The sequence below is a fragment of the Amycolatopsis echigonensis genome (assembly GCF_002846615.1).
Classification (GTDB): Bacteria; Actinomycetota; Actinomycetes; order Mycobacteriales; family Pseudonocardiaceae; genus Amycolatopsis; species Amycolatopsis echigonensis.
This window is the reverse complement of record NZ_PJMY01000003.1, coordinates 123,951-136,071: the sequence shown is the minus strand read 5'-3', so window position 1 is coordinate 136,071 and position 12,121 is coordinate 123,951. Positions and strand designations below refer to the sequence as shown.

The following is a 12,121-nucleotide window of genomic DNA, read 5'->3' as shown; positions in this document are numbered from 1 at the left end:
ACGCATCACCTCCACGGACACGCGGGATCGGGCGGGGGCATCGGGGAGGGCGGGGCCATCTCCGGACGTGCGGCGCCAGGCACCGCGGCAGTCGGACGCTGCCCACCACCGGGAGCCGAGGCACGCAGGTCCGGCCAGAGGGTGGGCAGGTCAGCCAGCGCCACTCGACCGGCGGTGCCGGGCTCGTCGAGCCGTAGCCAGCGCGGCGCGGCCATATCGAGCGGGTCAGCGGTGGCCTCGCCGCTGCTGGTCGCCACGGGGACGCGTGCAGGCCGGTCGAGACCGCGCAGCGCCTCGGCCATCGCCCTGCGTGCGTTGACCTCGCGCCTGGCACTGGGCAGCCACACCAGCACGGGTGTGGTGATGCCCGTGACCTCGGCCAGCCGTTCGTAGCGGGCGAGTTTGCTCGCCAGGCGTGACAGTTGCTCGGTGCCGAAGTCGAACTCGATGAACCACTCGACGTCCCGGCCGGCCTCGCGCCAGCGTCCGTAGCCGTCCGGGGTGACGATGTCGCCCCAGTGCCGGCCGCACCGGGCGGCCGACCACCACGCCGCGAGCACGCCAGCGGCACCGGGCTGGCGGGCTCGGCGGATCAGGGTGGTGAACAGCCCGTTGCTGCCCACGGTGTGCGCCAGCTGCAGTGAGAACGCACGTCCGATCTCGCGCTCACGGCTGTAGCCCAGTTCTTTGGGGTCAATGCCGTCCTCGCGGGCGAGGGCGACGGCTCCGGCAGTGTCGAGGACGTAGTGCATCGGGTGCGAGCCGCGGTCGCGGTGCGGCTGGAACCGGTGCAGCACACCCCACTGGTAGAGGTTGCGCAGGCGCAGGTTCGCCCCGCGGCGCCCGGTGAAGGCGATGTCGATGATCTGAGTGCTGGTGAGCACGTGGTGCTCGAACAGCATCCGGCACAGCCACCGGTCGCGGTCGGTGAGATGCCGGGCCAGCCACGCGTGGTGCTCGGCCGAGTTGAGCACGCGCGCAACAGGTCGTTTCGGCCGATGCGTGCGCAATTGCCTTTGCGGCGTGGGATTGCTCGCCATGGTTACAGGCACCTCCAGGTCTGCGGGACGCGGGAACGCCGTGCGCACCAACGGAAAAGGCTGAGCGGGGTCAGGCCGCGCGGCGTGGATCGAATGTCACCGGCTGGTCGTTCTCGGCCGGTTCGGGTGTGTGTCGAGGTTCGGTGTTCACGAGCGCGAGTCGACGGATCTGCTTGGCTCGCCCGGGAATCGCGGGCGGCAGCTTCTCGGTGACCGCAGTGAACGGAGGAGCTTCCTCGCTGTCGAGGACCAGTCGCGCGGCGATGTGGAAGCGGCCGAGGTTGGCGAGGTCGTGCTCGGAGAGCCGGGGCGCGGTGTGCCGGGCCAGGTGCCGGGCGTCTTCGGGCGACGCCGAGAAAATGATCTTCGAGCGGGCGTTGGTGCTGATGCCTTCCTCGAGTTCGCGCGGCAGCTGCCGCAGGTACTGGTGCGCGAGCGTCATCGACATCCGGTAGCCGCGGGCTTCGGCGAGCATGTCCTCCATCGGGTACGCCAAGTTGAGGAAGTTGTGGCACTCGTCGATGTAGAGCGCGGCGTCGTGGCGGTCGCGCTGCGGTATCCGGGCGCGTCGGGTGGCGGCCTGCCAGGTGCGGGCCACCACGATCGAGCCGACCAGCCGGGCGGTGTCCATCCCGAGCGCGTCCTTGCCCAAGCGCACCAGGCAGATTCCGCCGTCGAGCACGGCGTCCATGTCCACGGTGGACTCACCCCCGGCGAGGGATGCCCGCACGAACGGGCGCAGCAGCAGGCCGCGGAGCTTGTTCATCAGGGGCGCGACGACTTGTGCCCGGCTGGCGGCGGACAAATCGTCGTACCAGTGCCAGAAGCCGGTCAGGACGTCGTCGGAGATCTGTTCGAGCGCACGCTGCCGGAAGGCGGGCCCCGTCAGCAGTTTCGGCAGGTCGGTCAGCGTGGGTGTGCCGGGCAGCTCGCGCAATGTCAGCAGCCCCGAGCGCAGGATGTCCTCGGTGCGCGGCCCCCAGCTGGAGGCGTAAACGTGGGAGAAGATCGAGACCAGGTTGTCCACCGTGCGGGCGGTGTCGTCGCCTTCGAGTGGGTTGAGCACGGGCGGCTGGTAGCGGCTGTCGGCGTCGAAGAGCACGACGTTCTTTCCGAGCCGTGATGGCAGCCGCATGAGGGTGTCGGCGACCAGGTCTCCCTTGGGATCGATGACGACCAGTCCGCGGCCGGCGTCGGCGTCGGCGAGGATCATCCGCGCCATCAACTCGGACTTGCCCGAACCGGTCGCACCCAGGATGTGCAGATGATGGCGCGAGTCGGCGACGCGCAGCCCCACCGGCCGGGGGTGGCCGGAGTCGGTGATCCCGATCGGTTTCACCCCGGCTCCCTCGGTGGCGATACCCGGTGGCGGCGGAACCGCCTTCGCCCCGGCGCGCTGCAAACCGGGCACGGCCTCGTCGGTCGGGACGTGCGCGAGCGCGGCCAGCTCGGCGATCGAGAGCAGATCGCCGGAGGTGAGGCGTCGTTCGGACACGGACTTGACCGGATGCGTGAGCCGGACGCGACGGTAGTAGTTGTGTTCGCTGTAGGCCGCGAACGCGCTGGCGATGGCATGGCCGCGTCCGCGCAAGTGTTCACGCACCGGAACCCGCTCAGCGCTGGTCGCGTGCTCGTCGACCAGGGTGGCCACGGCATAACGGATGCGGGTCTCGTACTGGGAGCTGCGCTGTTTGGTCACGATGACCCGGTCCTGCGCCGAGGTTTCCAGGGAGGTTTGGTGATCGACGACCTGCTTCTTGGCGGTCGTGCTGGGCTTGCGTGATCCGGTGTGCGGGGTGATGAGGTCTAGCAGGCGTCCGGCCAGCTTGACCGAGCTGCCTGCGCGGGCCTGGCGGGCGGCTCGGCGAGCTTTGCGAACACGAGCGCCGGTGACCGGGCGCGCGAGGATCTGTACTACGGCACGTTCTTGGATGGCCATGCCGACCGGGGCGCCCAGCAAGGCGCGGACGGGATCAGCGGGGAAGTCCGACCGGATAGGAAGTGCTTCGCTCCGGGCCAGGCGCAGTTCACCGCCTACGGCCTCGACTGCTTTGCCCGGCGGATTGGACAAGGGGATCGGCGGCTTGGCGGGTGCGGTGCGGGTGTGCGCGCCGGGCCAGGCAGCCTCGATGGCGCGCTCGGCCATGCCGGGCGGCACGACGCCCGGCAGCCACAGCCGCAAGGCAACCCCGGTGTGGGAAAACACGTACTCCCACACGATGTGCGGCTGGCCGTGCATCCGCCGTTTCCAGCCGGATCGCAACAACCCGACCAGGTTGGAGTACAAGGCCGCTGCGCCGTCCGGATCGACCGTGGGCGGAGCCAGCACTGTGACCACCCGGGCGTCGGCGGCCATCCGGTCGTGGCACCGGCGCGCCCACCACCGGCGCCCGGCCACGACGCCAGTCACCGCGAGCGCAATGGCCGGCCCGGCGAGTGGCCCCCAGGACAGTGCGAATTCCCGCAGCGCGGCGAAGACAGCGCGCACTGCGGCACCGGGATCGCGGAGGTAGTCCTGCAACGGCGATGCGAGCAGCCTCGCCGAAGCGGCAAAAGACTGGGTAGAAGGCATCAGAAATCCCCTCTCGCAAGGAAGAGTCGTAAGGACGTGGATTCAGGCCGCGTGTCGCTCGGCATCGTTCACGCTCGCTCGGGCTTCCGGCGTCGGTGCAGGAGCGGACGGGTCGTTGGGTGCGAGCCGCAGATGACGCTGCCGTCTGTGTGCCCGTTCGGCGTCGATCTCGGCCTGCCACTCCGACAGCCGTCGTCCGCCCATGCGCTTGAGGAACTGCGGGATGCGGTTCGCGGGCACCCCGACCAATCGCGGGCCGAGCACGGCGAGCAGATCCGAGGCTTCCTGCGATGACCACTCGGGGGCCTCGGTGATGGCGTCCTCATCGGGAAACACATCGGCGACCCGGTCACGGTCGGGATCGATAAACGAATCTTCACGACCGCCGTAGCTGTAGACCCACAGGAAGTTCTCGGGCGGGCCCGGTTCGATCAGTCGCTTGAACCGCCGAACTTCCTTGGTATACGCATAGAACGTCACCTGCGGGCAGGCTCGCATCACGCGACACCACGCCAAAGTGTAGGCATCGCTGAAAAAATCCCCTGCGTCGTGTTCTTGATGATTTGTGTGTCTCACGAGACATGGCATGTGGTCCTCCGTCGGGTTGCGGAGTTGCGCGGAGCCGTCGAGCAGGGCTTGTGAGTTAGGTCACTGACTGGCTGTGGGGCGGATGGGGATGACGTCAGCGCGGTGGTGTGCGAGTTCTTGTCGGAGCAGGGTGTTGTCGTGGTGCAGTGCGGCGATTGCGGTGGTGGCGGCGTCGAGACGTCGTTGGAGGTCGGTGTATTCGCGTTTTTGGGTGGCGAGTTTTTGTTGCAGTTCGTGGATTTCTTCGTCGCGGCGGGAGGCTTCGGGATCTGCGGTGCTGCGTTGAGCGACCTGGTCGTCCCATTCCGCGAGGATGGTGCGCGCGCGGTTCATGGTCGCGCGGCTGACTCGGGCTTCTTTCCACAAGTTTTGCTTGGTCAGCTGTCCGTCGGTATGGCGCGCGGTTCCGGTGAGCAGGCGGTGCATGGCCGTTCGTAGTGCTCGGGCGGTTGCTGCGGTGACGCCGTCCTCGGTGAGGGTGCGGTCGGACGCGGTGGTCATTGGTTCTTTCCTTGGGCGCGGTCGAGGATGGTGGTCGCCTGGTCGATCTCGCGGCGGATAAGGGCTTTGCGCGCGGGAGGAAGGCTCGGGGTGTCCAGGAGCTTGAGGTGGGTGCGCCGGTGCGAGTCGTGGATGGCGAGGTGCTCGACGCCGATCATGCTGTTGCGGCAACGGTCGGGTCGGCAGCGTTCGTGCAGCGGGCCGGAGTGCCCGTCGGGGATGGTGGCGTTTTCCAGGCAGAGGGCTCCGGTGGGGTTCGCCGGGTCGAACAGGCAGTTGTTGAGCGCGCCGAAGCGGATGGTGATGCGGCTCTTGCGAAGCAGGTCGGTCTCGACGCGGGCGTCTCCGCCGCGAGCGTGGACCGTCGCGAGGATCTCGTCGAACGCTTCTTTGACTCGGTCGGCGCCGGGGCCGTAGCCGATCTGCTGGCCGGCTTTGTGCATGCCGTAAAGGTCGGTGAATCGGCGGAACCGGGTCGCCTCCAGCGCGCTGTCGAGCAACGTTGCCCAGCTGGAGTCGGACGCGGCGTAGGACTGGGTGGTGCGGTTGGCCAGCGCCCGTGCCGCGACGTGCTTGAGCTGCAAGCCCAGCGCTACTTCCGAGCCGGGGAACTGGTCGGTAAGCATCGCCATCGTCCGGCGGAACATGTGCGGCCGGACGCGGCCGGCGGGGATCTCGTCCAAGCCGGTCCAGTCGCGATCGGCGTTGACAGTGCCGATGAAGGTGTCGATCATTCGGTCGCCGTGGACGGCGGTGTCGGTCGAGCGCTTCATGGGCGCGAACACGCGCTCGTGGTGGGTCGAAACAGCCTCGGCGACGGCGATGGCTTCCGCGACCGGAGCGGTGATCCACCAGTATTTCCCCGGCCTGCCGGGATGTCCTTTGTCCAGGGACGACGCGATCGCTGGTGCGTTGAAGTAGTCGACGACGGCGCCGCGGCAGATTTCGTGGATTTCGCTGTCGCGCATCATCGACAACGCGGCGACCAGGCAGAAAGCCGCGTCGCGCAGTTTCGGGAGCAGCCGGTGAATCTCGCGCGGGTCCAAGCCGGGGTGCCAGGGACCGGTGGTGCCGTCCGGGCGGGTTGTGCGGGCGAGGTCGTCGATGAGACCGGTGGTCGTTCGGTGCCCGGCGTGCACGGCGTCGAGGACGCGAGCCCGACGCTGCGTTCCCAGGCTTGTCCGGGCGAACAGGTTGTCGGTGGCCCGGTTGCCCAGAAACAGCCTGAGCACGTCCCAGTTGACCATCGCCTCGCTTGTCTGTTCGTGTGCGACGGTGTATCGCTTGGCGTGCATGGGGATCGGGTTCGTCGGGTCGGCGAGGTAGTCCTCCAGCAGGTGGTGCATGTTCCCTCGCGAGCTGGACGGCCGTGCGAGAGCGACCCGGAGTTCGGCGAGTCGTCGGGAGGCGCGCAGGACATCGGGGGCGAAGGCGCGGACGTAACGCCAGGCGGCTTTGGTCAGTGGGAACCAGATCTCGGGCGGAATGACGGGAGTGGACAGGTGGCCTGGCGGCGGCATGTCGGCCGCTTTGCGCGCGCTGATGCCGCGCCAGGGGTCGGTCGGCGGGCCGCCCAGGCTCAGCGCGGGGCCGATCTCGTGGAGGCGTTTGATCAGCAAGATGTGGTTCTTCACGGTTCCTGCGGTCAGACCGCTGTTGCCGCGGCTGGTGATGTAGCGCCGCAAGTCGGTCGCCGACCACTTGCGCAGTTGCGCGGGCAACTCGTTGTCCTGTGCCCAGCGGGCGAGCAGGCGCAGACGCGAAACGGCGCCGATGACGGTGCCCAGGTCGCAGGGCGTGGGCGGGAGGTGGACGCGGGCGTCGATGACGGCGTCGTGTCGCGGGTTCGCCATGATCATGGCCAGCTCGCGTGCCGTGAGATTCCATTGTGGATCGTCCAGCGCCTTGTTGAAACGCGCTCTCCACCCGCATTCCGGGAGGTTGGCGTTGCGGCGGACGACGCCGTTGAAGTCCCAGACGTCGGTCTGCCCGAACCTCGGGCTGATCGCGCCGGTCAGCAGCGGATGGCTCTGGATCACGGGCTCGTCAGGGGCGAAAACTGATGGGGGCAGCCGGTGTTCGGCGGGTCGGGTCATGCGTCGAACTCCACGTGTGCGGCCAACGGCAAGGTGAGGGAGACGTCGCTTCCGGCGATGTGTTCGCGGGCCAGGGCGATCTCTTCCTCGGTGCGTTCGGCGAGGACGGCGTGCAGGTTGGTCCATGACTGGCCCCAGACGGCGGTGAACCGTGCCGGCGCCATCCGTTGCCGCAGCCGGTCGAGGTGGTCGGCGAACAACAGCAACTGGGGAAGCTGGCTGGGCAGAATCCAGGCATTGCGGCATTCCAGGCAGCGCAGCGGCGCCACTGCGCATAGCTCGCCGCGAGGGCTGTAGGGCGAATCGTAAGGAGCGGAGCAGTGGGTCACGCCCATGTCCAGCTGGCCGTGCATCAGGTCGTCGGCCTGCTGGTCGGTCAGGCCGAGGCTATGCAGGCGTTCGGTGTCCTCTCGCGTCGGCCCGGGCTGCTCGGCGAGGACGGTCGGCCCCTGGACGGCGTGGTCGAACCAGTGCTGCTGGGCGGCGTTGATCACTTCGGCGGAGATCACGCGCAGCGTGGTCCCCTGGGCGTAGTGACCGCGGAACGTCTGTTCGTGGTGGTCGTCGGCAGCTTGGTGGATGCGGCCTCGGGCGACGGCGATCTTTTCGACCTTGGTGGACTTGCGCAGCCGCCTGATATCGGCTTTGCCGGTGATCGTGACCCCGTGCTCCCGCAGCCAGACGCTGAACCGGACGGGAGGTGCCTCGGGATTCCACTCGGCGAACTTCAACCGCAGACCGACGTCGACCACGGCCCGGACGAACAGCTTGCCCTCCGGGTCGGCGGCCCGTTGCCGCGCTCGCTCGGTGACGCCCATCAGCCGGCGGATGATCTCGCCCGGTTCGCGGCGCGGCAGGTTCCGGAAGTCCTCGGTCTCGACCACACCGCCGACGCTGTCGACGGGCTTGTCGGTGAACGAGCGGTAGTAGCGGCGCTGGGCCCGCTTCTTCACCAGCGTCAGCCGGACGCCGTTCGGGACGAACTCCACGTCGTTGCCCGTCAGTTGGCCGATCTCCTCGGGAGCACGGCCGGTCGCGTCGGTCAGCAGGACACGGAAAGCGTGCAAGTCCAGCGTGCTGGGCCACAACTGCGCGACAAGCCAGCGGCTGAGAAACTGCTTGGCAGTGCGTGGAAGCGGTCCGTCGGGAAGCCCGATGCACTCGCGCAGGTGCGCGGGCCAGGACGTGGAGACCGGCAGGCGATCGTGGATGTCCTTGGGCGTGATGGCCTGATGGGCCAGGCCCCAGAGCAAATCGGGGATCGACGTCCAGCAACCGTGATCGGGATGCCGCCCCGCGGCGGCCAGTTCCCATCCCCCTGCGAGGCGCTTCTCCAGGGCGACCACCGCCGTCCAGGCTGTCCGGACCAGCTCGAGCTTCTCCTGGCGGGAGAACTCGTCCAGTTCGCCGCAGTCCCCGACGGGAACCCCGCTGCCCGCGCGGGCGAGCGCGATCACCGCGTCCGCCACGGGCCTTTCCGGATGCTCGACCCGCCTGCGGATCAGCACGCGAATCGCGCCGGCCAGGATGGAAGGACGGGTCGAACCTTCCGGGAAGTTCGAGGGCAGCCAGCGTTCCCAGGCCGCGACCGCCCGCGCGAGATCTGGCTCGTCTTTCTCCAGCGACGCGTCCGGTGCGGCAGCGCCGAATCGGTTGTCGACGCAGGCACAGAAGCTCGCGATCGCCTGCCGATAGGACTGCACCGATCCGGCGGCGAGCCCGGCCGCCTCGACATACTCGACCCATTCCTGGGCCAGCTCGGCCGCCAGCCCGGAACAGGCGTAACGATCTGGCACGATCCGGCTGGACTGGTTGCGCTTGGTCGCCGTCGACGCGACGACCACCCACTCGTTCCGATGAGGACCGCTGTCGCGCGACGAGCCGGGTTCGACCTCGAGATCGGGGAAATCCCTGACATAGTCACCTTTGCGAGGCATCGGCGGGCCTCCTTTTCTCCAAGGAGAGCGCGTGCGAGGCGATCTGCGCGTAGGTCGCTTCCTGTCCGAGGTCGCCGACCCAGCCGCGGAACGCGTCGTCGAACTCGTTGAGCAGGTCGTCGGTGTATTCGAGGTACTCGTAGGTCGTGCCCGGGTCCGAGTGGCCCAGCCGTCGGCTGACGATCAGCAGCGGGTTCAGCTTGACGTGGCTGGACAGCCAGGACCGGTGCCGTCGGCGGCGTGCGGCCGCGTCGGGCTCGTCGCCGTCCATCAGGCTCTCCAGGTAATTCAGCATCTGCAGCGCGTAGGTGTGCCGCAGGTCGTGCCATCGCCAGCGCCGGCGCGGGAGCAGCGGCGTGCGCTCGCCAGCCCCCGCGACCATGCGCCTCCAGGCCGCATGCCGATACCGCTTCCACGAGTCCGCGCGCGGCATCAACCCGCCGTGGCAGATGAACACGGTCAGGGCCTCCAACCCGGCGCTCGTTTCGCGGACGGTGATCCGCCGGAGGTCGGCGCTCATCGCGGACATGACGAACTCGCGCTTGAGTCCGTCCAGCTGGCCGGAGATCCGTCCGGAAGCGTGGTCGATCCGAGAGACCACGAACAGGTCCCGATGACGCTGCTGCAGCCGTGCTGCGGATCGTGCGGCCTGCTCGGGCCGCTCCAACAACAGATAGAGCTCCAGTGCTCGCATCGATTCCTCGGGCACGTAGATGTTGCGGGCCTTGCCGTACTTCGCGCACGCCTGCACCGTGAACTCCACCTGGTCGACCGGGTGCCCGACGTCGATGCCCAGCTCGGGCAAGAGCACGGTCGCCCATTCCTGCCACCGCATCCCGGTTCCCAAGGCAAGATCAGCCGCAGCCCTGTTCCGATGGGGTGACCAACCTCGGAACAAGGTGTCCACTGTGGAGTCGGAGCGCTGCCCGCCCAGCCCCACGTCGCGGAAATACCGGTACTGGGCCAACGTCAGGTGTCGGATGTCCATCCGCTGCTTGATCGCGGGTGCCAAAGCGCTCCGTCCGCGAGCGAGGGCCCGGACCGGCAGATCGTTCCGAATCCCCGCCGACACGAGGCACTTGTAGAACTGGTCGAGCAGTTGAGCTTCCTTCTTCCACGCCGAACCGCCGATGGGTCGTTCCTGGAGCCTGGTGCGAACCTTCTTGTATGCCAGTACATCCGACTCGGTAGCCATGAGGAGATCTCGTCCTCGACCGGTCAGGAAGTCTGCGAACCGGGCGATGATCCGGCCATAGTCCTTCATCGTGGCCGGCGACAGTTCCGCGTTCGACAGGGTCCGCGCCCACGAGCACAAGGGCTCGACCGGCATCATCGTCTCCTCGTCAAGGAAGACCGGCGTGCCGTCAAGAACGCCTCGATCATCAAGCAGGGCAACGACATCCCGACCAGCAAGCACCCCCACGTCGAGGTGCCTCCGTGCGGCTTGAGTGTCCACGAAGTACAAACGCATCGGTCATGGATAGCAGTGCTCACGACACACCCTCCCGGCGGTCTACACTGCGAAAACGTGCTCTCATGAGACACACCTGAACTGCCCCAAGAAGTCGTGCACCCTGATAAATTTCCCGGCGAGGCGCGGTGCCGACAGTTCACTGATCATGGCTGCTTCCCAACCGGGCAAGTCTTCGAGGACGTACGCGAGATTGGCGGTATGCTTGGCTTTGACCGCAGGGAAGAGATAGGTTCCATTGCGCGCGTAGCAGATCCGAGCGCATGCGCTTGCCGCCGGGCAGGTCACCTGCGTGCGTCCGTCGGGCAGCCGGGCGGCTAACGCGGGCAGAGTCCAGTTCCAGACACCGATTGCGCGCATCTCCCGGTTTTGCGTCAGCAACCGACCCGGTCGGGTCACGCTGGCGGAAGAAGACATACGACACCTCGCAAAAGAAGTCAGGCGAGCAAATAAATTGGGCAGAACGGTTGTGGTTCAGGAGGCCCGCATGTGGCGGGGCAGGCTATGCGGCGATGTCGAGGTCGACGTGACCGTCAGCGTCCGCATCAAGAGCCAGCTCAGTGTCATGGACGCCGAGGTCCACAAACGCGCCGTCGTCCGTGCTAGATTCGTGCTCCGCGTACCGCGCCAATTCGGCCGGATCTGTTACCGGAACTTCCCGGTGTTCGTCGGTGCTGGCTGTTCTTTGTCGACGCTGGGGCGCTGGCCAGCGCGCTCTCACTCGATGGTGTGGACTCTCTGACATGACGTCAGGATTTCCGACAGGCTGCCGATGTTGATGAGGCATTGTCGTTTCCGTTCAACTCGGGGACACGGTCGGGAGGCGCGGTGGGGCTGGCGGTGGTGCGGTCGCTGCGCGGGCCGCGGAAGCTGAGCACGACCCAGGACCTGGAGGACTTCGAGCAGGAGCTCGTCGATCAGTACCTGCTTGCCTCGATGGGGGCGGGAGTCTGCGACAGCACGGTGAACAACGACCGAGCAGCGATCTTCGAGTTCATCCAATTCCTCGGTCGTCCGGTGTGGACAGCCGAGCCTGCTGACGCGGACCGGTTTCTGGTTCGCCAGCGCAAGGATCTGGGCAGGTCCCGGTTGACGGTGCAGCACAAGGCGTGGGCGATCGGGCACTTCTTCGATTTCCTGATCGGCCGTTATCAGGGCGACATTCACGCGCTCGCCGGGTGTGTGGTGGCGCAACCGATCGACGAGCACAACCGGCCGGCCAAGGCCGACTACGGGACACCTCGAATACCGCCCTCGGACAAGGAAACCGAGCTGTTGTTCACCGAGTGGCGGGACTCGCTGGAGCACGCCCGGAAGTTCCGCACTGCGGCTCGGGACTATCTGGCGGCGTCGTTGTGGCGCCGGGCGGGGTTGCGGATCCAGGAGACCTACATGCTCGACATGCGCGACTGGCGCCGGGATCTGGGCGAGTACGGCAAGCTGCATGTCCGATTCGGCAAAGGAAGCCGGGGACGCGGCCCGAAGACGAGGCTCGTTCCGGCGATCAACTCGGTGGCCGAGTTGCTGGACTGGTGGCTGGTGGAAGTGCGTCACCAGTTCGGCGAGGACTGGGAGCATCCCGACGCGCCGCTGCTGCCGAGTGAGCGCCAGGACCCGCACACCGGATTCTGTGGCCGGGTTGGTGACCAGACGTTGCGGGACGGGTTGGCGGAGGCGACCGGACGATGGCTGCCGGACTGGGCAGGAAGGCTGACACCGCATACATTGCGGCACTACTGTGCATCGTCGCTGTATGCGCGAGGCATGGATCTTAAAGCTATACAAGAGGTTTTGGGCCACTCGTGGCTCTCGACCACGACCGCGTACATCCACGTGGAGTCCGAGCACGTCGAACATGCCTGGGCCAAGGCCAACCAGCGCGTGGCCGCCCGGCTGGGCACCGAGGAAGGGTAGCG

At 67.4% G+C, this 12,121-nt stretch carries 7 protein-coding genes and 2 pseudogenes; 1 reads left to right on the top strand and 8 read right to left on the bottom strand.

Going from position 1 to position 12,121, the window contains the following annotated elements:
- Positions 1–5: 5 nt before the first annotated feature.
- From ATK30_RS05080 to ATK30_RS05045, 8 genes and pseudogenes are all read right to left on the bottom strand, one after another.
- Positions 6–1,040, bottom strand: coding sequence for a replication-relaxation family protein (locus tag ATK30_RS05080; RefSeq protein ID WP_037817374.1), 1,035 nt, complete (start codon positions 1,038–1,040; stop codon positions 6–8).
- 70 nt (positions 1,041–1,110) lie between these two features.
- Positions 1,111–3,612 (bottom strand): type IV secretory system conjugative DNA transfer family protein, encoded by a 2,502-nt coding sequence (locus tag ATK30_RS05075; RefSeq protein ID WP_051173148.1) that lies wholly within the window; start codon positions 3,610–3,612, stop codon positions 1,111–1,113.
- 42 nt (positions 3,613–3,654) lie between these two features.
- Positions 3,655–4,164 (bottom strand): annotated as a pseudogene (locus tag ATK30_RS05070) (GP88 family protein); the annotation flags it as partial.
- A gap of 96 nt (positions 4,165–4,260) precedes the next feature.
- Entirely contained in the window at positions 4,261–4,701 is a 441-nt protein-coding gene (locus ATK30_RS05065) for a hypothetical protein (protein ID WP_101434549.1), read from the bottom strand.
- Positions 4,698–6,797 carry an integrase gene (locus ATK30_RS05060; RefSeq protein WP_167441835.1) on the bottom strand — a complete coding sequence of 700 codons (2,100 nt, stop codon included), beginning with the start codon at positions 6,795–6,797 and terminating at the stop codon, positions 4,698–4,700. The genes ATK30_RS05065 and ATK30_RS05060 overlap by 4 nt, the downstream gene beginning before the upstream one ends.
- Complete coding sequence (locus ATK30_RS05055) at positions 6,794–8,734, bottom strand: hypothetical protein (RefSeq protein ID WP_101434548.1); 1,941 nt, start codon at positions 8,732–8,734, stop codon at positions 6,794–6,796. Before ATK30_RS05055 ends, ATK30_RS05060 begins: the two co-directional genes overlap by 4 nt.
- Entirely contained in the window at positions 8,718–10,205 is a 1,488-nt protein-coding gene (locus ATK30_RS05050) for a tyrosine-type recombinase/integrase (protein ID WP_101434547.1), read from the bottom strand. The genes ATK30_RS05055 and ATK30_RS05050 overlap by 17 nt, the downstream gene beginning before the upstream one ends.
- A gap of 93 nt (positions 10,206–10,298) precedes the next feature.
- Positions 10,299–10,622 (bottom strand): annotated as a pseudogene (locus ATK30_RS05045) (GP88 family protein); the annotation flags it as partial.
- 411 nt (positions 10,623–11,033) lie between these two features.
- On the opposite strand from ATK30_RS05045, the gene ATK30_RS05040 reads away from it, so the two are divergent.
- On the top strand, positions 11,034–12,119 hold the full coding sequence (locus ATK30_RS05040) for a tyrosine-type recombinase/integrase (RefSeq protein ID WP_101434546.1): 1,086 nt from the start codon (positions 11,034–11,036) through the stop codon (positions 12,117–12,119).
- Positions 12,120–12,121: the final 2 nt, after the last annotated feature.